General features: G+C 70.6%; 22 protein-coding genes. 12 read left to right on the top strand and 10 right to left on the bottom strand.

Annotation, left to right across the window (positions count from 1 at the left end; genetic code table 11):
- The first annotated feature begins 10 nt into the window (after window positions 1-10).
- The gene (locus tag BLU81_RS13295) at window positions 11-1,183 is read left to right on the top strand and encodes an McrC family protein (RefSeq protein ID WP_157751539.1); all 1,173 of its coding nucleotides are present in this window, start codon (window positions 11-13) and stop codon (window positions 1,181-1,183) included.
- Between the two features lie 210 nt (window positions 1,184-1,393).
- On the opposite strand, the gene BLU81_RS13290 is transcribed toward BLU81_RS13295, so the two are convergent.
- Window positions 1,394-1,879: a RidA family protein gene (locus BLU81_RS13290; protein ID WP_092544739.1), complete on the bottom strand. Its 486-nt coding sequence runs from the start codon at window positions 1,877-1,879 to the stop codon at window positions 1,394-1,396.
- The gene (locus tag BLU81_RS13285) at window positions 1,876-3,213 is read right to left on the bottom strand and encodes an amidohydrolase (protein WP_092544737.1); all 1,338 of its coding nucleotides are present in this window, start codon (window positions 3,211-3,213) and stop codon (window positions 1,876-1,878) included. Before BLU81_RS13285 ends, BLU81_RS13290 begins: the two co-directional genes overlap by 4 nt.
- Before the next feature lie 90 nt (window positions 3,214-3,303).
- Here BLU81_RS13285 and BLU81_RS13280 point away from each other — a divergent pair, with 90 nt between their 5' ends.
- Window positions 3,304-4,518 (top strand): amidase family protein, encoded by a 1,215-nt coding sequence (locus BLU81_RS13280; RefSeq protein WP_092544736.1) that lies wholly within the window; start codon window positions 3,304-3,306, stop codon window positions 4,516-4,518.
- Window positions 4,519-4,621: 103 nt separating this feature from the next.
- Window positions 4,622-6,817: an arginine/lysine/ornithine decarboxylase gene (locus tag BLU81_RS13275; protein ID WP_197686218.1), complete on the top strand. Its 2,196-nt coding sequence runs from the start codon at window positions 4,622-4,624 to the stop codon at window positions 6,815-6,817.
- Here BLU81_RS13275 and BLU81_RS13270 read toward each other — a convergent pair.
- The gene (locus BLU81_RS13270) at window positions 6,814-7,674 is read right to left on the bottom strand and encodes an SDR family oxidoreductase (RefSeq protein WP_092544732.1); all 861 of its coding nucleotides are present in this window, start codon (window positions 7,672-7,674) and stop codon (window positions 6,814-6,816) included. The genes BLU81_RS13275 and BLU81_RS13270 overlap by 4 nt on opposite strands.
- 61 nt (window positions 7,675-7,735) lie before the next feature.
- Between BLU81_RS13270 and BLU81_RS13265 the strand changes: the two genes are divergently transcribed.
- Entirely contained in the window at window positions 7,736-8,308 is a 573-nt protein-coding gene (locus BLU81_RS13265; RefSeq protein ID WP_092544730.1) for a TetR/AcrR family transcriptional regulator, read from the top strand.
- On the opposite strand, the gene BLU81_RS13260 is transcribed toward BLU81_RS13265, so the two are convergent.
- Window positions 8,298-9,089, bottom strand: coding sequence for a hypothetical protein (locus BLU81_RS13260; protein ID WP_092544728.1), 792 nt, complete (start codon window positions 9,087-9,089; stop codon window positions 8,298-8,300). The two genes, BLU81_RS13265 and BLU81_RS13260, sit on opposite strands and share 11 nt — an antisense overlap.
- Window positions 9,090-9,136: 47 nt before the next feature.
- Complete coding sequence (locus tag BLU81_RS13255; RefSeq protein WP_092544726.1) at window positions 9,137-10,441, bottom strand: choice-of-anchor B family protein; 1,305 nt, start codon at window positions 10,439-10,441, stop codon at window positions 9,137-9,139.
- Between the two features lie 159 nt (window positions 10,442-10,600).
- Between BLU81_RS13255 and BLU81_RS13250 the strand changes: the two genes are divergently transcribed.
- On the top strand, window positions 10,601-11,074 hold the full coding sequence (locus BLU81_RS13250; RefSeq protein ID WP_092557018.1) for an SRPBCC family protein: 474 nt from the start codon (window positions 10,601-10,603) through the stop codon (window positions 11,072-11,074).
- Between the two features lie 52 nt (window positions 11,075-11,126).
- Here the strand turns inward: BLU81_RS13250 and BLU81_RS13245 are convergent, their stop codons facing one another.
- Together BLU81_RS13245 and BLU81_RS13240 are read right to left on the bottom strand one after the other, a co-directional pair.
- Entirely contained in the window at window positions 11,127-12,179 is a 1,053-nt protein-coding gene (locus BLU81_RS13245; RefSeq protein WP_092557016.1) for a PQQ-dependent sugar dehydrogenase, read from the bottom strand.
- 65 nt (window positions 12,180-12,244) lie between these two features.
- A complete protein-coding gene (locus BLU81_RS13240) occupies window positions 12,245-13,003 on the bottom strand; it encodes a nuclear transport factor 2 family protein (protein ID WP_092544724.1) in 759 nt (252 codons plus the stop codon).
- 83 nt (window positions 13,004-13,086) lie between these two features.
- Here BLU81_RS13240 and BLU81_RS13235 point away from each other — a divergent pair, with 83 nt between their 5' ends.
- From BLU81_RS13235 to BLU81_RS13220, 4 genes are all read left to right on the top strand, one after another.
- Window positions 13,087-13,932 (top strand): helix-turn-helix domain-containing protein, encoded by an 846-nt coding sequence (locus BLU81_RS13235; protein WP_092557014.1) that lies wholly within the window; start codon window positions 13,087-13,089, stop codon window positions 13,930-13,932.
- A 130-nt stretch (window positions 13,933-14,062) separates the two neighbouring features.
- Window positions 14,063-14,218, top strand: coding sequence for a hypothetical protein (locus tag BLU81_RS49150; RefSeq protein ID WP_092544722.1), 156 nt, complete (start codon window positions 14,063-14,065; stop codon window positions 14,216-14,218).
- Between the two features lie 81 nt (window positions 14,219-14,299).
- On the top strand, window positions 14,300-15,133 hold the full coding sequence (locus tag BLU81_RS13225; RefSeq protein WP_092544720.1) for a glycosyltransferase: 834 nt from the start codon (window positions 14,300-14,302) through the stop codon (window positions 15,131-15,133).
- Window positions 15,134-15,247: 114 nt separating this feature from the next.
- On the top strand, window positions 15,248-16,387 hold the full coding sequence (locus tag BLU81_RS13220; protein WP_172890542.1) for a glycosyltransferase: 1,140 nt from the start codon (window positions 15,248-15,250) through the stop codon (window positions 16,385-16,387).
- Here BLU81_RS13220 and BLU81_RS49610 read toward each other — a convergent pair.
- Complete coding sequence (locus BLU81_RS49610; RefSeq protein ID WP_197686216.1) at window positions 16,352-17,869, bottom strand: macro domain-containing protein; 1,518 nt, start codon at window positions 17,867-17,869, stop codon at window positions 16,352-16,354. The genes BLU81_RS13220 and BLU81_RS49610 overlap by 36 nt on opposite strands.
- Window positions 17,870-17,935: 66 nt before the next feature.
- On the opposite strand from BLU81_RS49610, the gene BLU81_RS13210 reads away from it, so the two are divergent.
- Window positions 17,936-18,823, top strand: a complete 888-nt coding sequence (locus tag BLU81_RS13210; protein WP_197686215.1) for a macro domain-containing protein — start codon at window positions 17,936-17,938, stop codon at window positions 18,821-18,823.
- On the opposite strand, the gene BLU81_RS13205 is transcribed toward BLU81_RS13210, so the two are convergent.
- Together BLU81_RS13205 and BLU81_RS13200 are read right to left on the bottom strand one after the other, a co-directional pair.
- Window positions 18,798-20,009, bottom strand: a complete 1,212-nt coding sequence (locus BLU81_RS13205) for a TIR domain-containing protein (protein ID WP_092544716.1) — start codon at window positions 20,007-20,009, stop codon at window positions 18,798-18,800. The genes BLU81_RS13210 and BLU81_RS13205 overlap by 26 nt on opposite strands.
- 8 nt (window positions 20,010-20,017) lie before the next feature.
- Window positions 20,018-23,014, bottom strand: coding sequence for a CHAT domain-containing protein (locus BLU81_RS13200; protein WP_157751538.1), 2,997 nt, complete (start codon window positions 23,012-23,014; stop codon window positions 20,018-20,020).
- Between the two features lie 125 nt (window positions 23,015-23,139).
- Between BLU81_RS13200 and BLU81_RS13195 the strand changes: the two genes are divergently transcribed.
- The gene (locus tag BLU81_RS13195) at window positions 23,140-23,928 is read left to right on the top strand and encodes an SAM-dependent methyltransferase (protein ID WP_092544712.1); all 789 of its coding nucleotides are present in this window, start codon (window positions 23,140-23,142) and stop codon (window positions 23,926-23,928) included.
- A gap of 31 nt (window positions 23,929-23,959) precedes the next feature.
- The gene (locus BLU81_RS13190; protein WP_092544710.1) at window positions 23,960-24,790 is read left to right on the top strand and encodes a helix-turn-helix transcriptional regulator; all 831 of its coding nucleotides are present in this window, start codon (window positions 23,960-23,962) and stop codon (window positions 24,788-24,790) included.
- The last annotated feature ends 66 nt before the right edge of the window (window positions 24,791-24,856 follow it).

The following is a 24,856-nucleotide window of genomic DNA, read 5'->3' as shown; positions in this document are numbered from 1 at the left end:
GCATCAACGGATGGTGTTTCCAGCCCTGACTGCCGGAGCTGCCCGCGCGCTGCACGGTACCGGCGCAGTCCAGGTCAGCGGTGCCCTCGGCGGCAATGACACGGTTCTGCAGGCCCGCAGCACCGTCGGTGCGGTTCGCGCCGGGACGGGTGACGATGCCGTCGAGCTGCACGTTCGGCCCAAGGTCGGGGTATCTCGCCTCGTGTGGCTGCTGGGCCACGCGAGGAATCAGTCCGGATGGCGTGAAGACGACGTCCAGGTCGGGACGGACATCGGGGTCGTCGCCGCGATGGCGACGATGTTCATGGCCCGATGCCGGCGGGCGCTGGCGGCCGGGATCCTGCACGGCTACCAGGAACGTGAAGAGGCCCTGCCCGGGCTGCGAGGCCGACTGCGCGAAGCGGATCAGATGCGTGCCCGGCCCGGCATCCCGTTGCCGCTGGAAGTCCGCTACGACGACTACACCATCGATGTACCCGAAAACCGTGTGCTCCGGACCGCCGCGACGCAGCTGCTAGCGGTCGACGGCGTTGCCCCTGCCGTACGGATGGCTCTGACCAGGATGACCCGGGATCTCGCCGACGCGGCGCTGCTCACTCCTGGGTTACGGCTACCGGTGATCACCGAGACCCGGCTCAATCGCCGGTACTGGCCGGCGCTGCACCTCGCCCAGATGATCCTGCAACGCACGAGCGTCGAGGACAGATCCGGGACGAGCAGCGCCAACGGGTTCCTGTTCGACATGAACCGTGTCTACGAGGACTGGCTGTCCCAAGCGTTGATCTCCGCGTTGGAGGCAATCGGCGGTCAAGGACGGCGGCAGCAGCCACTCGCACTCGACCACGGCAGCAGGGTCACCATGCAGACCGACATCACCTGGTGGTCCGGGGCTGCCTGTGTGGCTGTCGTGGATGCGAAGTACAAGCGGCTCCCGCCAGCCGGGCCTCGACCGGAGGACCTGTACCAAGTCCTCGCCTACTGCACGGCGCTCGGCCTTCGTGCGGGGCACCTCGTTTATGCCGCAGGGACACCGGCACCCGCGATCGTCGTCCGGAATGCAGGCGTCCGTCTTTACTCCCACGTCGTCTCGCTCGCCGATTCGCCGGAGCACATCCTTGACACCATCGATGCGATCGCCGCGAAGATCGCTGCAACCGTGGACGGCGCAGAAGGTCAGCGCTAGCCTCCGGATCTGCCGCCGGTGACGCGAAGTCCGGAGGGGTCGGCTTCCGGGCCAGATCGAGTGGCAAGGCAGTCATCTGACGCGTTCGGGTCGGCCGGCGGTTGTGGGTTGGCCACCGCATTCGGCCCGGCGGGCGCGGGGTGGCCTGGGGGGTCGCCTGCCTTGCGTGGTGGCCACGGGGCTTTGCCGCGGCGTACCGGAAAGTGGTGTTCAGGGTTTGACCTGCAGTTCGGTCCATAGTTCGAAGCAGTTGTGGCGGGACAGGGCGGCCACGCCGATCGAGGCTCGGCCGGCGATGCCCGCCTCGGGGCCGAAGACGTCGATGAACAGCTGGGAGACGCCGGCCGAGACCAGGTGCAGGTCCTCGAAGTCGTCAGTGGTGCGCTGGAAACACAGGTTGCGGCCGATCGCCACGACGTTGTCCAGGCTGCCGACGGCCAGGCGGATCAGGCCCAGGGCGTTGACCGCTGTCATCCGGGCCGCCTCGCGGCCCTGCTCGACGGTGACGTCGTCGCCGAGACGGCCAGGGTGCAGCCGGTTGCCGGAGCGGTCCTCGGGCGTGATGCCCGAGAGCAGGAGCAGTTCACCGGCCCGATGGAACGGTTTGACCGTGCCGTAGCGGCCGCCGTAGGGCGGATCGGCGTAGTCGGGGATGTCCAGCCCGAGGTCGCGGACACGGTTTTCCGGTGTGCTCATGGGGTCTCTCCAGTGAAGACGGTCCGGCCACCGACGACGGTGCGCAGGACGGTGGTGGTGAGTAGTTCCTCGGGGGTGCACGTGGTCGGGTCGGTGCTCAGCGCGACCCAGTCGGCCAGCATCCCGGCGCGCAGCATGCCCAGCCGATCCTCGGCGAAGGCCGAGAACGCCGCGCCGGTGGTGTAACCGGCCAGCGCCTCGGTGCCGCTGATCGCCTGCTCGGGGGCGACCGGGGCGGCCCTGCCGCGGACCATGCGGGTGCGGGTCTGCCACATCAGCCGGCGCGGGTCGAAGGGGAAGAACGGGCCGTCCGAGCCCAGCGCGACCCGCACGCCGGCGTCCAGCCAGGAGCGGATCGGGTCGGCGGGAACCGCCCGCTCGCCGAGGTGGCCGATCAGGCCCTCAGCGTTGTGCCAGTGGATCGAGGGTTGCAGGGAGGCGATGACGCCGAGGCGGGCGGCCAGGGCCATGCTCTCGGCGGACGGTTCCAGATAGGCGTGGATCAGCTGCCAGCGCAGGTCACGGATCGGGGTCACCCGGTCGATCTCGGAGAAGATCCGCAGCACCGCGGCGACAGCGCCGCCGCCGACCGCGTGCACCCCGAGCGACCAGCCGTTGCGGGCACAGAAACCGGCGAGTGAACGGAACTCGTCGTCGGAGATCCGTTGCACACCCAGGTCGCCGCTGCCGGGCGTCCACTCGGTGGTGAGCAGGGCCTGTTTCTTGACGCCCTCGCCGTCGAAGTAGACCTTGATGCCGCCGATCCGCAGCAGGTCGTCGCCGAAGCCGGTGGCGACGCCGACACCGGCCAGCCTGGTCAGCGGGGAGTCCTCCGGGTCCGGGTGGGGCATCGCGGTGACCCGCATCGTCAGCGCGCCGTCGGCGTGAGCCCGCTGGTAGGCGCGCATCTCGGCAGGCGTGACGGCCGGATCGACCACGCCGGTGATCCCGAGGGCGTGCAGCAGCGGCTGGATCAGCGCCAGCCCGGCGGCCCGGTCGGCCGGCTGCGGGACTGATCCGGCGGGCCACTCGTCCAGGTGGAAGGTGCGCAGCATCTCCGCGCAGAAGGACGCGGCGTCCCAGTAGCCGCCCGGCGCCGGCACCGACAGTGCCTTCAGGCCGCCGCGCTGCATGTGCAGATGGGCGTCGATCAGGCCGGGGACGATGACAGCGTCGAGCCGCTCCTCAGTGGTGCCGGGCGGACAGGCGGCACGGACCGACGTGACGTCGCCGACGGCCAGGATGCGGTCGCCGTCGACGGCCAGGGCCTCGGCGCGAGGCGAGACCGGGTCCATGGTCACGATCGGGGCGATCACGACGCGGGGTGAGGGCATGCGTGCCTCCGGTTATTGGATCCAATACATAATATCCTGGATCCTGAAGATGGGGAAGCTTATCCCTGAGGCCGCCGCTACCATGGGCCGGTGTCTGGCAGTGGTGGTGGAGTGGGCCCGCTGGCTGCCGCGGCGGCGGTGCGGGCGGGCGGGCGTACTCCCGTTGAACTCGTGGAAAAGGCACTGGCCGCGGCCGAGGCGCTCGACCCGGTGCTGCACTTCGCCGAGAGCCTCGATCCGGCCGGCGCCCTCGCGGCGGCCCGGCGGGTATCGCCCGAGCTGCCGCTCGCCGGAGTGCCGTTTCTGATCAAATCCGGTACCGCCGCCGGTTCCCCGGTCGTGACCCGGCTGGTGGCGGCCGGAGCGATCCCGATCGGTGTCTCCACCCGCAACCGGCCCGGCACCGATTCACAGACCCACGGGTGGAACGGCACCGACTACACCCGCAACCCGTGGGACCTGACGCGATCACCGGGCGGCTCGTCGGCGGGCGCGGCGGCGGCCGTCGCCGCGGGCGTCGTGCCGCTCGCGACCGGCGGCGACAGCGGCGGATCCCTGCGGATCCCGGCGGCCTTCTGCGGGGTCACCGGCTTCAAGGGCAGCGCCGGGCGGGTGCCCCGGCCCGGCCGGCCGCTGATCGGGCTGGCGGTCTCCGGCCTGATCGGCGCCGACCTGGACGACGTGGTGACCGCGACCAGCCTGATCAGCGGCCCGGAGCGGTGCGATCCGTCGGCTTCGCCGTTCTGGCCGGTCCCGGTGACCGAACCGGGCCGGCGCCTGCGGGTCGCTTTCCTGACCAGTTTCGGACGCGGCACCGCAGATTCCGCAGTGGCCGCGGTAGTCCGGGACCGCATCGCCGCCGGGATGTCGCTGGAAGGACCGGCCGGGCTCGACCTGGTCGGCGTGGTTCTGGACCTGGCCGCGCCCGAGGACGCCTGGGACACCCTCGCCGCCCTCGATGCCGGTCGTGGCGTCAGCGGTGACCAGGTGCGGCATGCGACCGAGCTGCGCCGTGCCGCCGACCGGGCTCTGGCAGATGTCTTCGACACGGTGGACGCGATCGTCACGCCGACCACGCTGACCGTGGCCCACCCCTACGACGGGCCGGTCACCAGCGACTTCGTCGGCGACCTCTGCTGGGACTTCAACATCACCGGCCACCCGGCGGTGAGCGTCCCGGCGGGCCTGGCCGAGGGCCTGCCGGTCGGTCTGCAGGTGGTCGCCGGGCACGGACGCGACGACGTGGCGGTGACGGTGGCCCGCCTGCTACGGGTGACGTTGCCGCCGCCACCGGTCAGCGCCTGACCGGAACGGGCTCCTCGTGCGGAGTTTCCGGGACGGAAGGCATCGCTGCTGGCTAGGGTCACGGCGACGTGCAGTGTCAGCCGCCGGTGAGAGGACGTTCACGGTGCCGTTTCCGGTCACGATCGTCACGCCCGCGGAAGGGCTGACCGGTTCGCGGCAGCCGCTGGAGTTGCTCGAAGCCGCCCTGGACCGGGCCGGCCTGGGGCTTCGGCACTTCGACGACGAGGGGCCGCTGGCGCAGATCGCCCGGACGAGTTCGGCGGTGATCTGCGCGTTGCAGTCGGAGAAGGCGGCGGCCGGGTTCGTGCGGGCGGTCCGGCGGCACAACGACCGGATCCCGATCCTGCTGTACGGCGATCAGCTGACCGCCCGGGAGATTCCGCAGGCGGTGCTGTCGCGGATCGACGGTGTGGTCAACGCGTACGAGGACACTCCCGACTTCTTGGCCCGGAAGATCAAACGCGAGGTCAGCCACTATCTCGGGCAGCTGGCTCCGCCGTTCTTCGCGGCTCTGATGCGTTATGCCAGTGACGGCGCCTACTCCTGGCACTGTCCGGGGCATTCCGGTGGCACCGCGTTTCTGAAGAGTCCGGTCGGCACCCTGTTCCACGACTTCTTCGGGGAGAACCTGCTGCGTGCCGACGTGTGCAACGCGGTGGAGGAGCTGGGGCAGCTGCTCGATCACACCGGCCCGATCGCCGACAGCGAGCGGCTCGCCGCCCGGACGTTTCGTGCCGATTACCTGTACTTCGTCACCAACGGGACCTCCACCTCCAACAAGATCGTGTGGAATTCGCTGGTCGGGCCGGGTGACATCGTGGCCGTGGACCGCAACTGTCACAAGTCGGTGCTGCATGCGATCGTGCTCACCGGGGCCGTCCCGATCTATCTGATGCCGACCCGCAACAAGGCCGGCATCATCGGGCCGATCCCGCGCAGCGAGTTCTCCCGCGAGGCGCTGCAGGCCAAGATCGACGCCAGTCCGCTGATCGCCGACAAGACCCGGCGGATCCGGCTGCTGGCGCTGACCCAGTCCACCTACGACGGGATCGTCTACCGCGCCGACGCGGTGAAGGCGAGCCTGGACGGGGTGGTCGACGCCCTGCACTTCGACGAGGCCTGGCTGCCGCACGCCCCGTTCCACGAGCTGTATGACGGCATGCACGGGGTCGCCAACGACCGCGAGCGCACCGGCCGGACCGTCGTCTACGCCACCCAGTCCACCCACAAGCTGCTCGCCGGACTGTCCCAGGCGTCGCAGATCCTGGTTCAGGACACCACCGGCGGGCACTTCGACGAGCGGGTGTTCGCCCAGGCTTATCGGATGCACACCAGTACCAGCCCTCAGTACGCGATCATCGCCAGTTGTGACGTGTCCGCCGAGATGATGGCCGGGCGACGTGGTCCGGCCCTGGTGGAGGAGACGATCACCGAGGCGATGGAGTTCCGGCGGGCCGTCATCCGTACCGGCGAGGAGCTTGCGGATTGGTGGTTCGGCGTCTGGGGGCCGGACACTCCGGCGCGGACCGGGCTGCCGGACCGGGCCGAGTGGGAACTCACCACGGACGCCGACTGGCACGGCTTCGACCGGGTCGACGACGGTTTCACCATGCTCGACCCGATCAAGGTCACCCTGATGACACCGGGCCTGACCGTGCACGGCGCGTTCAGCGAACCCGGCACGCCCGGCATCCCGGGCATCGTGCTGGCCCGCTACCTCGCCGAACACGGGGTAGTGGTGGAGAAGACCGGGCTCTACTCGCTGTTCGTGCTGTTCACCATCGGCATCACCAAAGGGCGCTGGAACTCGCTGGTCGCGGAGTTGCACCGGTTCAAGAGCGCGTACGACGGCAATGCCGTGATCGACCGTCTGATGCCGGCGTTCACCGCCGAGTTCCCCGGTTATGCCGGGCGGCGGCTGCGGGACCTGTGCGACGACCTGCACGCCACCTATCGGGACGCCGACCTGGCCGAACTGACCACGGCGATCTACACCGAGCCGGTCGAGCAGGTGACCGTTCCGGGTGACGCGTGGTCAGCGATGGCGGCCGGCCGGGTCGAGCACGTGCCGGTGGACGAGCTGGCCGGGCGTACGACGGCGGTGTTGCTGACCCCCTATCCGCCGGGCATCCCGCTGCTGGTCCCCGGAGAGCGGGTCAGCGCGACGATCGTCCGGTTCCTGCAGCACGAGCAGGCTCTGGCGGTGCGGTGGCCGGGCTTCACCGGCATCACCCACGGCATCACCGACATCGGCACCGGCCGCACCGTCGCCTGCCTGGAGTCTCCGCCGGCGGTTTAGACGGATTTGGGGAAGTGCGGGCGCAGGCTGGCCGCCATCATCCGGTCCAGCAGACGGTCGGTGAGCAGGCGGGGGAGCCGGGTGAGGACGGCCGCGTCCCGGCCGATGGTGTAGCGGGCGCGCGGGCGGCGTGCGGTGGTGGCGTCGGCGATGATCCGGCCGGCGCGCTCGGCGGGCAGGCCCGATGCGGTGAACGCGGTGGCCTGGTTGATGATCGCCTGCAACAGGGCGCCGTAGCGGGTGCGCTCGGTCGCCGACATCGTGGCGATGGTCTTCTGCATCCGGTCGATGCCGTGGCCGGTCATCTCGGTCTGCACACCGCCGGGCTCGACGACGACCACCTGCACGCCGTGCGGCGCCAGCTCCCGGCGCAGGGCGTCGCTCATGCCCTCCATGGCGAACTTCGCCCCGGCGTACGCGCCGTAGGTGGGCAGCGCGACCTTCCCGCCGACCGAGCTGATGTTCACCACCCGGCCGGAGCTGGCGTGCAGAGCCGGCAGGACGGCTTTGGTGACCGCGACGTGGCCGAAGAAGTTGACCTCGAACTGGCGTCGCCACTCGTCCATCGAGAGCAGCTCGACCGGTGCGTTGATGGCGATGCCGGCGTTGTTGATCACGGCGCGCAGCGGGCGGCGGCGCGGGTCGGTGGCGATGCGGCGGGCGACGGCCTCGATCTGAGCCGGGTCGGTGACGTCGAGGAACACCGATTCGAGGTTCGGGCCGTGGAGGAAGTCGGCCTCGCGGCGGACCCCGGCGAGCACGTGGTAACCGCGGCCGGCCAGTTCGCGGGCGGCGGCCGCACCCATGCCGGTGGAGGCGCCGCTGATCAGGACCAGCTCTTCATGTGACGTTGTCATATGAACGAAGGTAGGCGTTTCATATGACGTTGTCAAACGAACGGGAGGGTAGATTGCCGCCATGGTCAGCAGGGTGGAGAGCGCGGCGGCGACCCGGCGCGCGCTGGTGGACGCCGCCACACGATTGCTCGACGAGGGCGGTCCGGACGCGGTGACGTTACGGGCCGTCGGTGCTCGTGCCGGAGTGTCCCGGGGTGCGCCCTACGGCCACTTCCCGGACAAGGAGCACCTGCTCGGGGCGATCGCCGAGGAGAGCTGGACGGCGATCGGCGACGCGCTCGACGGGCTGCTCGCCGACCAGAGCCTGCCGCCGGCGCAGCGGCTGGAACGTGCCCTGACCGGGCTGATGGACGTGGGGAGACATCGCCCGCACGCGTACGCGCTGATGTTCTCCGCCCCGGCCGACCAGAACCCGGCCGCCGTCGCCGCGGTGTCGCGCACCCACGACCAGTTCCTGCGCATCGTCGCCGAGGTAACCGGCGATCAGCGGCGCGCCGGGCCGGCCGGCGCGCTGCTGATGACCAGCGTCCACGGCATCGTGGCGATGGAGAACAGCGGTCACCTCACCGCCGAGAAGTGGAACACCACCGGCGACGAACTGCTCCGGATGCTGATCGACCGGATCAGGTCGTGAACACGGTGAACGCCACCTCGTGCAACTTCCCGCCCGCCCGGAACTGCAGGAACATCCGTTTGTCGCCCCGCTCGGCGAACGCCGCGTGGAACGCCAGCAGGCCGCCGGAGGTCGCCGGGAGTGGATGCAGGTGCATCAATGCCTGGGTGCGGACCTCGAAGTTGGACAGGTGGGCGTAGGCGCCCAGATACGGTTCGAGCGTCGCCGGGCGGCCGTCGTACAGCACCTGGAACTGCAGGGCGGCCGGGATGCCCGAGGTCAGGTCGGCGGTGCCGTCGAGACGGCGCACGGTGTAGCCGCCCGACGACGCCTCCGCCACGGGGGCGGGGACCGGGACCATGCTGGTGTCGCCGGGGATCACGAACGGCACGCCCAGCACCGTCGGGTCGGCTGTCGACGGGCGTCCGGCGGGGGTGAACTCGATGTAGACCCGGTACGCGCCGCCGTCGGTGATCGTCACGGGAGCCGTCCACACGCCGTCGGCCAGGGACGGGTGCAGGTGCTGGTACCCGGACAGGTCGTCGCGGAGAACGTACATGTGCATGGGTTTGGTGTGAATGGTCTGGAAGTTGCTGGTCGGACCGTTGACCTTCAGCTTGATCGTGGCCGGACCGCGCCCGGTGGGCAGGGACAGTGCCTCCACCTGGAAGCCGTCGTAGACGTCGGAGAGGCCGTCGCTGTTGTAGGCGACCGCCGACGGCGCCGGTGCGGGTGGCGCGGCGGCGGGGGCCTGGCTGTCGAAGAACAGGTAGGCGGCACCGAGGAAGCCGGCCAGCGTCACCGCCGCGGTCAGGCGGCGATGACGGTCCGTGCCGGTTGGTTCGGCGGTCAGCTGACGGCCGCCGCGCCGGTGGGCTTCACCAGGAAGAGCCCGACCCCGATGCTCTGTACGGCCACCACCCCGTTCTTCAGGTACGGCAGCGCCATCCAGCTCCCGCTGTAACCGCTGGCGTTCGACGACGGGTCGACGTCGAAGTAGCCGACCTCGGGCAGGCTGGCCGAGGCGACGTTCGTGGTGTCGAGAATGCGCAGGCCACCGCGGTACGACGCCTGGAAGTGCCGGTTACCGACGGTGTAGCCGTTGTGGTTGACGAACGTGCCACGGGTGCCGTTGTCGCGGCCCACGTACTTCACGGCGTCCAGCTTCTCGATGTTGTAGACGAAGTCGGGGCTGCCGGAGGCGGTGCTGATCGTCTCGTCGTTGACGATCATGTGCTTGTAGTCGCTGGTGGCGAAGCCCTGGTGGATGAAGCTGGCGCCAGGGTGGGTGGCGCTGGACAGGACCTTGATGCTCGACTTGTCAGTGACGTCCAGGACCTGGAAGGTCTTGCCCTGTCCGGTGTAGTTGAAGGCGATCTCCCGGCCGGTGTACCGGGTGTCCGGTCCGGCGTAGTTGACCACGATCGACTCGTGCGAGTAGACCGCGCCGCTGTAACAGCCCGCGAGGGTGAGCGTGAGCGGCGACTTGATGTTGTAGATCGTCAGGCCCTTGCTGCACGTGTTGGCTCCGGACACGTACAGGAAGCCGGTGGCCTGGTTGATCTGCAGGGTGTGGCTGTTGGTCAGACCGGTGAACCGGGCGGCGGCGGTGAACGTCTGGGTGGTGGTGACGCCGCGCAGCTTGGTCAGGTCGAAGATCTGGATGCCGTGCGAGACCGAGTCCTTGCCGATGTACGCGTAGTTGCCGTACGTGCGGATGTCACACCACGACGAGCTGACCCCGTTCGCGGACGGCAGGTTCCCGAGGTACTTCGGGTTGGACGGGTCGGTCACGTTCACGAACGAGACACCGTTGGACCGGCAGTACAGGATGTACTCGGTGTTGTTCGGGGTGTCGGCCCAGTACCACATGCTCGACGAACTGCCGCCACCCAGTGTGGATTGCGGCAGGAAGCTGAGCAGGTCGACGTTCTTGCACGGGTAACTGCCGGCCGTGCCGTTGACGCAGGTCACGGTGGCGGCGATGGCGGTGCCGCTCTTCCAGGCCGGTTCGTAGATCCGGAGCAGTTCCGCCTGCTCGGCCTTGCCTTCCGGGGTGCCCGGGTCGTGGCCGGCGGCCGGCGGCCCGGCGACGGCCAGCGACAGCATGAGTGTCGCGGCGGCGAGCATGGTGCGCCGTACTCCTCGGAGCATGGTCAAACGCCCTTTCTGGGGGAAGGGCCGGCCCGTGCGGGGGTGTGGCACGCGCCGGGATGCGTGCCTGAACGCTATGCAACCATTCGATGATCGTCAATATATCCGATTTTGGTGGCGAAGAGCCAGATCAAGATCATTGGCGGGTACGGTCGGCGAATGGCCCACTTCACCGTCGCCCGGTCCGTCCGGGCGCCCGCCACCATCACGTGGTCCACGCTGACCGACTGGCCCCGGCACGCGGGCTGGGTACCGCTCACCACTGTCGGCGTGACCACGGACCGGCCGGACGGGGTGGGCGCGGGTTTCGTGGCCCGCACCGGCGTCGGGCGGCTCGCGTTCGACGACCCGATGACGGTCACCGTGTGGCAGCCGCCCGGCGGGGACGCGCCCGGCGACCGGCCCGGGCGGTGCGAGGTGCAGAAGCGCGGTGACTTCATCCGCGGCCGCGCGTGGTTCACCGTGACACCGCTGGCGGGCGGGCACAGTCACGTCGTGTGGGGAGAGGACGTCACTGTCTGGCCGCACCGCCTCGCCCGGTTCACCGCACCGGCGTTCACAGTGATCGGCCGGGTGGGGTTCGCGGCGACACTGCGGGCGATGGCGCGCGAGGCCGCGTCCGCGGCGCCGTGAAGAAGCCCCGCCGGCCGGTCTCGGCCCGGGAAGGACCGGGACCGGCGGGCTGTCAGGTGAGCGGCGGGAAGCGCAGGACCCGGTCGTCGGTGGCGGCGGGGGTACCGCGGCCGTCACGGTTGCTGGTGGTCACCCACAGGGCGCCGTCGGGGGCGCGTTCCACCGTGCGCAGCCGTCCGTACCGGCCCTGCAGCCGGGACACCGGGGTGCCCGCGCCGCCGGCGCCGTCCAGCGGCACCGACCACAGGCGCTGGCCGCGCAGGGCGGCGACGTACAGGGTCGAGCCGTCGATCTCGGCGCCGCTGGGGGACGCCTCCGCGGTGGTCCACACCACGATCGGGTTGCGGAACCGGGTGTCGGTGCTGGTGCCCTCGACGGTCGGCCAGCCGTAGTTGCCGCCGGCCACGATCAGGTTCACCTCGTCCCAGGTGTTCTGGCCGAACTCGGCGGCGTACAACCGGCCCTGCGCGTCCCAGGCCAGGCCCTGCGGGTTGCGGTGGCCGAGACTGTAGACCAGCGAACCGGGGAACGGATTGCCGCTGGCGGGGACGCCGCCGTCCGGGCGCATCCGCAGGATCTTGCCGTTGCGGCTCTGCTGGTTCTGCGCGTTCGCCGTCACACCGGCGTCGCCGACGCCGGCGTAGAGCATGCCGTCCGGGCCGAACGCGATCCGCCCGCCGTCGTGGATGCTCGCCTTCGCCAGGCCGCTGAGGATCACCTGCTGGCTGGCGGGGGTGTCCAGGCGGAACCGGGCGATCCGGTTGTCGGAGGCCGAGGTGAAGTAGACGTACACCAGATTGTCCTGATCGAAGGTCGGTGAGACCGCCAGGCCGAGCAGCCCCGCCTCGCCGGTGGGGGAGACCCCGGCGATGGTGGTGACCATGACCGGCGCGCTGCCCGGCACCAACCGCAGCACACGGGCACTGTTGCGTTCGGCGACCAGCGCGCTGCCGTCCGGCAGGAAGCCGAGACCCCACGGGACGGTCAGGCCGCTCGCCACCACCTGCGGGTTCGCCAGGTCGGGTTCCGCCGCGCCGGCGGCCGGGTGGGGGCCGGCCGCCAGCAGTGCCGCGGTGAGCGTGACACCGATGATCGTGCGGTGCATGGGCACCTCCATTGATAGGCAACTGTCAATGTATGTCGCCATTCGGGAGGATGCCATCCGAAGCGTCAGAACAGGCCGTTGGGGTGCGGCAGGCCGGCCGGGATCTCCGGGGTGATGTCCCAGTGCTCGACGATCCGGCCGCAGTCGACGCGGAACAGGTCGTAGAAGGCGGTCGGGGTGGGGCCGAAACTGCCCTCCGAGACGGTGAGGACGAAATTGCCCTCGGCGATCACCCGGTGCACCGCGTGATAGGTCATCGTGACGCCCTGTTGGGCGAGTGCGGTCAAGGCGGCACCGAGCCCGTCCAGGCCGTCGCCGATGCCGATGTTGTGCTGGTGGTAGGTCTCGGTGCTGAGGTAGTCGGTGATCGTGTCGACCTTGCCGCCCTTCAGGACGGTCTCCACGAAATCGGTCACCAGCACCCGGTTGGCCTCGGTCTGGCCGAGGTCGGTGACAGTGGTGGGGCCGTCGGTCTGGGAGCGGCCGGACACCGTGCTCGTGACGACCGGGGCGAGGGCGTCCCAGTGCTCGGCCAGCTTGCCGTCGGCCACCCGGAAGACGTCGAAGGCGACGAGCGGCTCGGGGCCGAAGCCGTGGTAAGTGCCGTGCAGAGCGACCAGATCACCGTCGGCGACAACCCGGTGCAGGTCGTAGCGGAAGCCGTCGGACAGGCTGCCGACCAGGTCCCGCAGGCCCTCGGGACCGTCGGCGGCGAGTGCGCTGTGCTGACGGTAGGTGGCGGCGGCCCAGCGGTCGACGGCGGACGGGTCCTTGTCACCGAAGAGCTGACCGGCTGCGGTGAGGACGATTTCCTTGGCGCTCATCGTGGTTCCTTCTCTCGTTCTGTGCTGTTGGTTCCACGCTATGAGCCACCCAAGGACGCGACCGGGTAGCGTTCCGACTCGTGATGGTCAAAAACCGACAAGGCATCGTCGAGCTGGGGTTCGCGGCTCCGGCCGGGATGCCGGGTGGCATCGAGGTGCTGGACCTGGACCGGGTGCGCGGCCGGGTCGGCGGCGGCCCGCAACGGCCCACCTTCCATCACCTGCTGTCCCTGCGCGCCGGAACCCTGCGGCACACCGTCGACTTCGCCGCCGTCATGCTCACCCCCGGCCGGTGGCTGTGGGTACGGCCCGGCCAGGTGCAGCAGTGGGGCGACCCGGGCACCGCCGAGGGGACTCTGGTCCTCTTCGAGCCGGACTTCCTCGACCCGGCCACGGCCGCCGCCGTGCACCTTGACGATCCGCACGCCGCCGTCGTCCACGACCCGGCGCCGTCCGAGCAGGCCGCACTCGTGGATTCGGTGACCCATCTGGACCGGGTGTTCACCGGGCCGGGGCGGATGCCGATCGAGGTCCGCCAGGCGATCCTGCGACATCTGCTGTCGGTGCTACTGCTCCAGCTCGCCCCCACCGGCGGTGGTCCGCACGGCGGGGACACGTTCCTGCGCTTCCGGGACGCGGTCGAACGCGACTTCAACCGGAACCGGCGGCTGGAGGACTACGCACACCGGCTCGGCTACTCCGCCCGGACGCTGTCGCGCGCCACCCAGGCCGCCGCCGGTGTCAACGCCAAGGACTACATCGACCGGCGTGTCGTCCTGGAGGCCAAACGGCTGCTGGCCCACAGCGAACACACCGCCGCCCAGATCGCGGCCCGGCTCGGTTTCACCAGCGCCACCAACTTCAGCAAGTACTTCCACCAGCGCACCGGCGTCACCCCGATCATGTTTCGCGGCACCGTCCGTCCATGATCGGCAGACGCTGGAGTGTGACGTGGGACATGGACCGGCGTTTTCATGGTGGAGCTTGATTGGTGATCTGGCGTGCTGGGTATCAGTGGGTCGCGCTAGAAAAGACACGCCAACGAACGGAGCAATAGTCATGCTGGTCCTGGGACTCATCCTCGTCCTTCTGGGAGTGCTCCTGAAGGTTTCGATCCTTTACACGATCGGCATCGTGTTGCTGGTCATCGGAGCCGTTCTCTGGATCCTCGGTGCGATTGGCCGTCCGGTCGGTGGTCGAAAAGTCTGGTTCTAGTCGCCGATAGGCGATACGGAAAAGGGCGTCCTGGCTTCTGCCGGGCGCCCTTTCGTGTGCGTGTGGCACCACAATGGAGCGATGCTGATCTCGATCGTGGTGCCGGTCCACAACGAGCAGGATTTCCTCCGCGAATGCCTGGACGCGATCTTCGGTCAGGACGAGCCGGTCCACGAGGTGATCGTGGTCGACAACGGCTCCGACGACGGCACCCTCCGCGAGCTGGCCGGCCATCCGGGCCGGGTGATCCTGCTGCACGAACCAGTTCCCGGCGTGCAGCACGCCCGCAACCGGGGTCTCGACGCGGCGACCGGCGACGTGATCGGGCGGATCGACGCCGACACCCGGCTCGCGCCCGGCTGGTCCCGGGCGGTGCGGGAGACGTTCGCGGACCCGGTGGTGCAGGCGGCCACCGGGCCGGTCGGCTACTACGACATCACGATGGCCGGGCTGGTCGACGGCGGTGACGCCCTCTTCCGGCGGCTGTCCGGCGGTGACTCTCTCGACTGGCTGCTCGGCGCCAACATGGCGATCCGGGCCACCGCCTGGCGACGGGTCAAACCGGCGCTGTGCACCGACGCGGACGTGCACGAGGACATCGACCTGGGCATCCACCTGCATCAGGAGGGCTCGAAGACGGTCTTCGCGGCGGGTTTGCGTGCGGGCACGTCGGCTCGCCGGATCGCTAACCGGTTCGGTGACTACCGCGCGTACGCCCTGATGACCGAGCAGACCTACCAGCGCCATCGGTACGCGTACGCCCGCGCCTGGATCGTCACCCGTATTCAGCTCACGCTGTTTCCCGTGCTGCGCCTGGCGTACGCCTTCGCCCATCCCCGCCCGTGGACGGCCCTGCGCGGCGACGGCGGACGGGCGAACGCCATGCGGCCAGACCGATCCACCTCAGCCCGATGAAGCACGGCGGCCAGCGTCCCGAAGGCCGGAAGCACCCGTTTCACCCGGTTCACCGGCCCGAGCCTACGACGCGGGGTAGCGGTCGTGCGCCGGGCACGCAATGATCTCCGAGCCGTGAGGATCGCCCATTTCTGCGACAGTCATCCCGGCCGGCCGGACGGTGTCACCCGGTCGGTGGAGACGACCGTGCGGCTGCTGCGGTCGGCCGGATACCAGGTCGATCTGCACCGGCCCGGCCGGGTGCCGAGTGTGCCGGTGCCGTTTCGGCAGGTCCGGGTGGGGCTGCCGTTCACCGCCCGCCCGGCCGACGTGGTCCACGTGCACACCACCGGACCGATCGGGATGTACGGGTTCCGGGCGGCCGCCGACTGGGGTGTGCCCCTGGTGATCACCTGGCACACCGACCTGCTGGCGTACGCCGACCTGTTCGCCGAGATCCCGATCGGCGCCGCCTGGTGCGCCCACAGTCTCGGGTTGCGCTGGTCGCTGCGGGAGTACCGGGAACTGACCCGGCCCGGTGCCGTCCGCCGGGCCCGGCTGGTCGAGCTGGGCCGGGCCATGTTCGCGCGGACGACGGTGGTGATCGCCCCGTCCGCCAAAACCGCCGCCGGGTTCGCCGAGTTCGGCACCACCGCCGACATCCGGGTGCTGCCCACCCCGGTCACCGCCGTCGCGCCTCGCCCGGAGCGTGACACCGCGAACGTGGTGCTCTCGGTCGGCCGGGGCACCGCGGAGAAGAACCCGGAGCTGCTGCTGCAGGCGTTCATCCGGGTGCACGCGGCCCGGCCGCAGACCCGCCTGGTGCTGCTCGGGATCGGGCGGCGGCGCCGGCACCTGGCCCGCCGGATCGCCGGCCTCGGGCTGGCCGGGCACGTCGACGTGCTGCCGCCGGTGCCGCATCACGAGGTCGCCGGCCACTACCGGGCCGCTGACGTCCTCGCGTTCACCTCGACCACCGACACCCAGAGCCTGGTGCTGGCCGAGGCGGAGTCGGCCGGGCTGCCGGTGGTGGTCGCCGATCCGGGGCTCGCGATCCGGCCGGGCGCCACCGAGGCCGGGCGGTTCACCTGCGAACCGGAGCCGGACGCGGTCGCCGCCGCGCTGCTGCGCATGCTCGACGACGCCGCGCTGAGATCCACAATGGCCGGTCAAGGGCGGGCGGCCGCGGCGGCGTACTCCCCGGAGGTCTTCTTGAAACGTCTGTCGGCGATCTACGAGTCACAGTCCCTTCAGGAATCGCCGGATCTCGGGTAGGTCGATGGCGCCCAGATCGCCGGGATGCACGACGATCCGCAGCTCCCGGCAGATCAGCGACTGGCGCGAGCGTGCCACGAACGAGATCAGCACCAGCTTGAGCAGACTCTGCGGACTCAGCTGATCGATCCGGGCGGCACCCGACCCGACCACCGGCATCGCGAGGGGTGCGCGCTGACCGCGCTCGTAGACCGCGTCCCACAAGGCCGACAGGCTGCGCCAGAGATCGTCGACGCCGGACTGTGGCACCAGGTCGTTACCCATCCGGCTGTACGCGGTGGCGAAGACGTGCCGGTCCGGCGCACCGAGGACGGCCACCGTGCCCAGTGGGTACCGGACCAGCTTGCCCAGCCGTTTCGCGTCCCGGCGCTCCGAACCGGTGGGGGTGTGCCGGGCCAGTGCCTGGGCCAGCTCCCGGTCGAGGCGGCGCTGATCACCGTCGAACAGCCGGGTGAGGAGCTGGCCCTGCACCGAGGCGCTGTTGATGATCCGGTCCCCGGTGACCGAGGTGTCGAACGTGTCGGTGAAACCCACGACGAGGTGCGCGTCCTCGTCGAACAGATCCCCGACCCGGAACGTCACGGTCACCTCCGGACGGTGCAGCCGGTGCCCGGGAGCCCACCCGGCATAGGTGCCGGCCAGGGCCCACAGGACGCCGGGCAGGGCCGGTGCCACGACGGCGAGCGCGACCGGCGCGCCGAGCCGCAACGCCACCACCGCCAGCGCCGCCCCGGACAGCAGGCCGCCGGAGGTGACGGCGAGACGCCGGCCGAACCCCCGCACGCCGCGCCGGGTGCCGAACGCCTGCCGGAACCGGCCGGGGGAGGACCGCCGCCGCACCCGGGCCACCGCCGACGGAGTCACGGCCGAAGGGGGTTCCGGGGTGGGCTCCAGGCCAGGCGGTGCGGAGTGGCCGGGCGCGCAGAGCCAGGCGACGGTCCGGGTCTCCTTCACCGCGATGGTGGCCTTGCGATAGCTGGAGTCGTCGAGCCCGTACCCGTGGCGGACGACCTTGTCGTAGACGTCACCGGAGACGATCACCGCGAGATCGACCTGACCGGTGCCGATGACCTGCCGGACCGCCGGGGCGTCCAGCAGCCGGGCGATGTGGACCAGTGGTTCCCCGGCCCAGCCGCCGTTGTCACGGTGCAGCAGTCCCATGTGGACCGCGACTCGCAGCCGCAGCCGGGCCGCGTCGGCCATGATCTTGCGATGGGCGCGCAGGGCCGCGCCGAGCCGGGTGACGAACGGGTCGAGCAGCCGGGCCGGGGTGACCGAGGCGGGGACGATGAGCCGGACCCCGTCGCCGAGATCCTCCATCGACACGTCCGCCGGATCCAGGCCCTGATCGAGGAGCGCGTCACCGACCATCCGGCGCAGATCGGCGCGCATCTGCAGCAGCAGCTGGTCGTCGCGGCCGCCGGAGCCGGCCACGTCGATGGCGACGATCGTGAAGTGCACCGGCTCGTAGCGGATCGTCATGTCGCCTCCGTTCTCCGACACAGTGGACCTTGAAGTCTCCTGGCACGGAAAGCACATAATGTAACCATGGGAAGACGTTCAGTCATCAGCCCGTTCTACGCCACCCGGCTGATCTTCCGTACCCGCCGTGGTCTGCGTATCTTCCTCGCGCACCTGCTGGCGGCCGCCGGGCTGGTGTCGGCGGTGATCCAGTTCCTCGGGCAGATGTTCTTCAACAAGGCGTTCCCGGCGCCGATCGTGGTGACCGCCCTGACCCTGGCCGGCTGCCTGGCCTGGGCAGTGGCGCAGGCCTACCCCAGGTCCCGGATCGAGCGCGAGTTCGACAAACCGGACACCCGGATCTGCATCGAGGTCGGTGACCTGTTCGAACAGGACACCCACCTGGTCGTCGGCTTCACCGACACCTTCGACACCTCGGTCACCGACGACCGCATCATCTCCAGCACATCGGTCCAGGGACAACTGCTGCACCGCCGGTACGGCGACGACCAGCGCCGCCTCGACCACGAACTCGCGACCGCCCTGCGCCGGGCCGCCCCGGTCGTCACCGAACGGCCCGGCACCAAAGTGGGCAAGCGCACCCGGTACCCGATCGGCACGGTCGCCGTCGCCGGTCAGCCCGGACAACAGGTCTTCGCCCTGGCGTACAGCCGGCTCGGTAATGATCTGGTGCCACGCTCCTCGGTGGACGACATGTGGGTCAGCCTGAACCGCCTGTGGGACGCCGTCTACGAGCGGGCCGAACGGCGCCCGCTCGCGATGCCCATCGTCGGCTCGGGGCTGGCCCGCATCGACCAGCTCGACCGGGAGTCCCTGCTGAAGCTGATCCTGATCTCCTTCCTGGCCCGCTCCCGGGAGATGCCGATCTGCCGGGAGCTGCGGATCATCGTCCACCCCGACGACCTGCACACCATCGACCTGCTGGAGGTCAGGGCGTTCCTGCGGGCCCTGTGACCGGCGGCCGACGGTCGAAGACCGCCAGCCCCTCGAACCGGGCGGGCCGGCGCCATTCGGTGCCGGTGTCGTCAACCGTGCATCCGGCGGCCTTCAATCGGGAGACAAGCTTTCCTCGGGCGGCGTCCGTCTCGTGGAAGTCGATGTAGTTGACCCCAGCGATGTCGCCCAGCGGCCGGATCTCACCCACCTTGACCATCACCGTGCGCTCCCGGAACGCGAGCAGCGCGGCCCCGAGTTCCATCAGGACGTTCGGGCGAGGCTGCATCATCGGCACCGTCTCGTGCGCATCCTCGCGCGGTGCCCACAGGTCGGGATGCAGGGACACCACGTCGTCCGGAGTGAGCAGCGCGACGACCGCCTGTGCGCTGTTCAGCCCGTGGTGGATCACCTCCAGGACGTGCGGCGACGCCCCGCGTCCGGCGGTACGGACCAGCGGATCCCACTCCAGCACCCGGAGCCCCAGATTGCTGAGCAGATCCCGCATCCGGCCGGCGAAGACGTCGTCCCGGCCGTGGATCAGGAACACTCGCCGGGATCGGTCCGCATCCGGTTCGGCCCGGGGCCCGGGAGCCGGTGCGGGCAGCGCCACCGTCCGGTCGACCGGACGGCTACCGGCCCGCAGGCCCATGGTGTCCTTCGGTTCCAGCCGGTAGTCCGCCGAGAAACGCACCGCCATCTCACGCACGTCCGGTGGCGTCTCCACCACCAGCCAGCCGGTGTGCGAACCCACCGGCACCCCGGCCGCCGTCGTTGCGGTGTGCCGCCAGCGCATCCGGCGGCTGCCCAGCCCGAACGCCGCGATCGTCGGGGTCAGCCCTTCGAGCAGGAACGACCGGCCGTCCGGCGAGCCCGGCCCGGTGAACCGCAGATCCGGGCCGAGCACATAGGTGCGGTCGTCGTGCTCCCGGGTGATCGCCCGGGGGATGACATCGAGCACGTTCACCCCCTCGCCGAACTCCAGCCCGATCTCGGCCCACACCGGCCCGGGCACCTCCGGCGCCAGCTCGATGTCGAAGACCACCTGGACCAGATAGGCGTCGGTGGCGTACTCCGGTGCCGGCAGCGACTGGATCCGCCAGCTCCCGAAACGCACCGTCCCCAGGCTCACCTCGCTGGCCGGGTCACCCCGCTGGTCGTCTTCGACCAGGAGGACCTCCACCTCGGCGAGCGGTTCGTCAGTCATGATCCCCCTCAGATCCCGGCATGGATGTACGCGGCCCACCGGGACACCGAGACCGGATCCTCGTCCCGTAACGCCCGGACCACGGTGTGCAGCACCTCGGCAGCCCGGTCCGGATCACCCCGCAGACCCGTGTAGAACGCCGTCGACACGGTCAGGCCGTCGTTGTCGCCCACCTTCCACAACGTTCCGATCACCTGCCGGAACCCGGCCATCAGCAGCCCGGCCGTCACCTGCACCGCCTCGTCGGCCAGGCGCAGATTGGTCCGGGTGGTGGCACACGCCGACAGATAGGCCAGCGTGGCGTGCGGCAGATCCAGGCCGGACAGTTCGGCCACCGTCAGCGGCCCGTCCATCAGGAGCAACCGGCTGTCCGACGGGACCAGCCAGTCGCTCTCGCAGTGGCAGGCGAAGTGCGCGATCCCATGCCGGGGCAGGGCCTTCAGAACCTGGGCGCGGGTCGCGTCCAGCAGCGGGGTGGACGCGCCGGGCAGCGCGGACCGGACGAGCTCGGTCTCCTCGGCCACCCGGGTCAGCGGTGTCTCGCCGTCCGGCGCGGCCGCCCCGATCACCAGAGCCGGGCGCTGCTGCGGAACAGGTCGGCTCGCATAGTTCAGCGCACGCAGCGTGGGGATGTGGGACGACACCACCCGGTCGAGGACGCTACGGCCGGAACCGTCGTGGTGTCCGGCCGCGTGCCAGGGCAGGAAGGCCATCGCGCCGACCGGGCACCACCACATCCGCCCGCCGCCGGATTCCGGCACGATGCGACTCGCCACCGCGTCCCACTGCCACGCGAGCACGTCCCGGACATCCTGCCGGAGCTTGCGGTTCGCCGCGTACGACCGTTTCGTGGCGGCGGCCGGGCCGGTCAGCGTGAGCAGAGTGTTGGCGCGATCCATGATCACCTGCTCGGTCAGCCCCGGCAGCTCGATCAGCCGGACCGGGCCGCCGTCCAGCACCAGCGCGTCACACCGGTGCGGCGCGGCGTTGAGGATGACCACCGGCCCCGGCAGCGATGTCGCCGGGGCGGCACCGCGCGCGTCGATCAGCTGGCCGAAAAGCACTCCACGGGAGCGTTCCAGCAGCTCCACGGCCAGTTCCGGTTGATCCTCGTCGAGCGCCGCGGCGGCCGCCTCACCGGCCAGTCCACCGATCTCACCCAACCCGAACTCGCGGTCGTCGCGTTCCAGGTCCCGCGGTGCGACACGGACCAGAAGATCAACCGCTTGCTGGTACGCGATGAGCGAGGCGACCGTGTCACCCCCACGCCGGGCCGCGCGCCCCCAGTTCCGAGCCGCCCGGATCCGGACCCGCGGGGGTGCCGTCTCCATCCTCGCTGCCCGCGCGCCGGCCTCGGCGGCCTCGCTCATGGCCTGCGGACTGTCCGGTCCGGCGAGCAGCACGTTGGTGAGGTTCGCCAGCACCGAGGCCAGCGAGGGGTGCCCGTCCGGTAACACGGCCGCCGCCTGCCGGGCGTATCCCGCAGCCTCGGCGACGATCTCCGGCTCCGCCGGCGCACCGACCGGAACCATCGCCGCCGCCAGGTTGCTGAGCAGGTACGCCCGCGCCCGGTCGTCGGCGGCGGCCTCCACCGCCTCCCGGGCCGCCGCCACCGATTCGGCGAGTTCACCGGGATCTTCACTGAGCCGGTACGACGACCGCAGGCACACACCGAGCAGCGCCCAGGCCGTGGCTCGAACCGGATGACCCTCGGGTGCCTCGGCGACCGCCGCGCGGGCGGCCGTCACCGCCTCGGCCAGGGGTTCGTCGCGACCCGTGCGGTGATGCAGCATGTGCAGGGTCTCGGCGAGGCCGCCGTGGTACTGGGCGCGCGACAGCCCGGTCCGGGCCGTCTCCGTTGCCGTCCGCTGCGCGTGGATGGAGTCCAGGAGCAGCTGAGACTCGCCGGTGACCTGGTACAGGGCGAACAGGATCAGCCCCAGGTTCGCGGAGTAGTCCGGCGACTCGGGATGATCGGCGCCCGTCTCGGTGGCCTCCCGGGCGATCCCGGCGGCTTCCCGTAGATCGGCTTCCGCCCCGGTCTCCGAGTACTGCAACCGCAGCAGTCCCGCCAGATTGTTCAGCAGGTCAGGACGGTCGCCGTGCCCGGCCGGGACCGTCGCCACGGCTTCCCGGGACAGTGCCATCGCCTGGGCCAGCGCCTCCCGGCTGCCGGTGTACCGATGGATCTGCTGGTGGGTGTCGGCGAGGTTCAGCAGCCGGGCGGGGCGGCGCGGATCCTCCGGCCGGGTCGCCGCGACGGCCTCGGCACCGATCCGGGCGGCCTCCGCCAGTTCGCTCGCGTCGCCGGTCAGGAACGCGAGCCGGGTCAACGACGCCTGCACGTTCGACAACAGCCTGGCCCGGCCGGCGTGCCCGTCGGGCACCAGCGCGAGTGCTGTCCGGTCCGCGTCGACCGCGCCGGCCGCCGCCTCGGGGCTGCCGGTCTCCTCGGCGAGGATGCCGAGGCCCAGCGCGAGATTGGACTGGTACGCACCCCGGTGCGGATCGTCGTCCCCGCCCAGCTCGACCGCTTCCCGGGAGTGGCCGATCGCCTCGGTCACCAGCACCGTCTCCCCGGTGCGCCGGGCCGCGCCCAGCAGTTGAAAGCTGAAGTTGGACAGCATTCCGGGCCGGTTCGGGTCCTCGGCGGGCAGCAGAGCCAGGGCCCGGCGGCCGGTCTCCAAGGCCTGGCCCGCCAATTCCGGATCACCGGTCTCCTCGGCCAGCCGGGTCTGGATCATGCCCACGCCGGACAGCGCCAGCGGCAGATCCGGGTCGTCCTCGGTGAGCAGCCCGGCGGCCCGCTGGGCGTGTTCGAGTGCTTCGGTGAGCAGCGGCAGCGAACCCTCGAACCGAAATGCGACCTGCAACGCCTCGGCGAGCAGATGGAGATCGGCCACCTCCCCGGACCGCGCCGCCATCCGGGCGGCCCGCATCATCTCCGCCGTCTCCCCGGTCGCCTCAGCCTCAGCCAGCAGAGCCCGCACGTCGACATCGGTCACCGTTCCATTGTGGCCGCCCACTAGCCGGACGGCACCCCACTATCGGGCAGGTGCTGCGCCCCGGGGTGATCTTCCGGGTTCTATGCTGGAGGCACCCGTGAACGCCGATCCACATAGGAGTCCCTGTGCCGAACGATCAGGATGTGCCACCCACGCTGGACGCCACGGTCCCGCAGACCGCGCGGATCTGGAACTTCCTGCTGGGCGGCAAGGACAACTTCGCCATCGACCGGGCGGTCGGGGAGCAGATCCTCGCGAGCCGGCCGGAGCTGGCCGAGAACGCCCGCCTGAGCCGGGCGTTCCTGATCCGGGCCGTGCGTTACCTGGCCGGTGAGGCCGGGGTGCGGCAGTTCCTCGACATCGGCACCGGCCTGCCGACCGCGAACAACACCCACCAGGTCGCGCAGGAGGTGGCCCCGACCAGCAAGGTGGTCTACGTCGACAACGACCCGCTGGTGCTGTCGCACGCGCGGGCGCTGCTCACCAGCCACCCGGACGGTGTCACCAGCTACATCAACGCCGACATGTTCGACATGGGGCTGGTGCTGAGCGAGGCCGCCAAGACGCTTGACTTCTCGCAGCCGGTGGCGGTGCTGTTCATGGGCGTCCTCGGTCACGTCGAGGACGACGCCGTCGCGCAGGACATGGTCCGCCAGGCGCTGAAGGCGGTGCCGTCCGGCAGTTTCCTCGCCACGTACGACGGTGCCGACATCACCCCGGCGAACGTCGAAGCGGCCCGGATCTGGAACGAGTCCGCCGCCCAGCCCTACCACCTGCGCAGCCCGGCCCGTCTGGCCAGCTTCTACGACGGCCTGGAGCTCGTCGAGCCGGGTCTGGTCCCGGTCACCCTCTGGCGCCCGGAGGACGACGTCCCGGCGATCGACCAGTTCGGTGCGGTCGGCCGCAAGCCGTGAGCGCCGGCCATGCCGACGTAGTCTCGTCGGCATGGCCGCACCCGCCCACGAGGACCTCAGCCTGGGCACCTGGCGACGTGACCCGGGCACCGTGGTCCGCCGCGCCGTGTCGGTGCCGGCCGGCGACGCGGCGTCGCTCACGATCATCGCCGAGTCGGAGGTGCCCGGTGTCGCCACCGACTGGCCGCTCCATTCGCATCCGATGCACGAGCTGGTGTGGGTGCGCCGGGGCACGCTCACGGCCCGGATCGGCAACCGGATCGTCACCGTTCCGCCCGGGTTCGGCCTGTGGCTGCCCGCCGGGGTGGTCCACGGCGGCCGGCTGACCGCCGCCGCCGAACTGCACGACGCCTTCTTCGCCCCCGACCGCACCCCGGTCGAGTTCGCCGGGCCGACCTCCATCGCGGTGAGTTCCCTGCTGGAGTCGCTGCTGTCGCGCCTGGCCCGTACCGACCTCGACGCGGGCGCACGGGCCCGGACCGAGGCGGTCGTCTTCGACGTGCTCGAACCCGCGGAACGGCAGTTCGCGCTGGAACTACCCGGTGACTCGCGGATCGACCCGATCGCCGAGGCGCTACTGGCGAACCCGTCCGACGACCGCGGCCTGCTGGAGTGGGCGGCGCACCTGGACCTGAGCGACCGGACGATCACCCGGGCTTTCCGGGCCGCCACCGGGCTGTCGTTCGCGCAGTGGCGGCAGGCCCTGCGCATCCATCATGCGCTGGCGCTGCTGTCCGAGGGCGCCGATGTCGGGTCGGTGTCCGAGCGGCTCGGTTATGCCCAGCCCAGCACGTTCATCGCGGCTTTCCGCCGGGTGATGAAGGTGACTCCGGGGTTGCTGGCGCCGTCGTTCCGCGCTTGATTGTCCGGAATCGCGTATCGGGTGTCCTGGGTGCAGGATTGCCGACCAGCAAGATCATCATCTAGC

The organism is Actinoplanes derwentensis (genome assembly GCF_900104725.1).
Lineage (GTDB): Bacteria > Actinomycetota > Actinomycetes > Mycobacteriales > Micromonosporaceae > Actinoplanes > Actinoplanes derwentensis.
This window is presented reverse-complemented; position numbering and strand designations above follow the sequence as displayed.

Coding starts and splice junctions, on each gene's coding strand:
- BLU81_RS13295 (WP_157751539.1), top strand. CDS start 11: ATGGTGTTTCCAGCCCTGACTGCCGGAGCTGCCCGCGCGCTGCACGGT.
- BLU81_RS13290 (WP_092544739.1), bottom strand. CDS start 1,879: ATGAGCACACCGGAAAACCGTGTCCGCGACCTCGGGCTGGACATCCCC.
- BLU81_RS13285 (WP_092544737.1), bottom strand. CDS start 3,213: ATGCCCTCACCCCGCGTCGTGATCGCCCCGATCGTGACCATGGACCCG.
- BLU81_RS13270 (WP_092544732.1), bottom strand. CDS start 7,674: ATGACAACGTCACATGAAGAGCTGGTCCTGATCAGCGGCGCCTCCACC.
- BLU81_RS13265 (WP_092544730.1), top strand. CDS start 7,736: ATGGTCAGCAGGGTGGAGAGCGCGGCGGCGACCCGGCGCGCGCTGGTG.
- BLU81_RS13255 (WP_092544726.1), bottom strand. CDS start 10,441: ATGCTCCGAGGAGTACGGCGCACCATGCTCGCCGCCGCGACACTCATG.
- BLU81_RS13250 (WP_092557018.1), top strand. CDS start 10,601: ATGGCCCACTTCACCGTCGCCCGGTCCGTCCGGGCGCCCGCCACCATC.
- BLU81_RS13245 (WP_092557016.1), bottom strand. CDS start 12,179: ATGCACCGCACGATCATCGGTGTCACGCTCACCGCGGCACTGCTGGCG.
- BLU81_RS13240 (WP_092544724.1), bottom strand. CDS start 13,003: ATGAGCGCCAAGGAAATCGTCCTCACCGCAGCCGGTCAGCTCTTCGGT.
- BLU81_RS13235 (WP_092557014.1), top strand. CDS start 13,087: ATGGTCAAAAACCGACAAGGCATCGTCGAGCTGGGGTTCGCGGCTCCG.
- BLU81_RS49150 (WP_092544722.1), top strand. CDS start 14,063: ATGCTGGTCCTGGGACTCATCCTCGTCCTTCTGGGAGTGCTCCTGAAG.
- BLU81_RS13225 (WP_092544720.1), top strand. CDS start 14,300: ATGCTGATCTCGATCGTGGTGCCGGTCCACAACGAGCAGGATTTCCTC.
- BLU81_RS49610 (WP_197686216.1), bottom strand. CDS start 17,869: ATGACGATCCGCTACGAGCCGGTGCACTTCACGATCGTCGCCATCGAC.
- BLU81_RS13210 (WP_197686215.1), top strand. CDS start 17,936: ATGGGAAGACGTTCAGTCATCAGCCCGTTCTACGCCACCCGGCTGATC.
- BLU81_RS13205 (WP_092544716.1), bottom strand. CDS start 20,009: ATGACTGACGAACCGCTCGCCGAGGTGGAGGTCCTCCTGGTCGAAGAC.
- BLU81_RS13190 (WP_092544710.1), top strand. CDS start 23,960: ATGGCCGCACCCGCCCACGAGGACCTCAGCCTGGGCACCTGGCGACGT.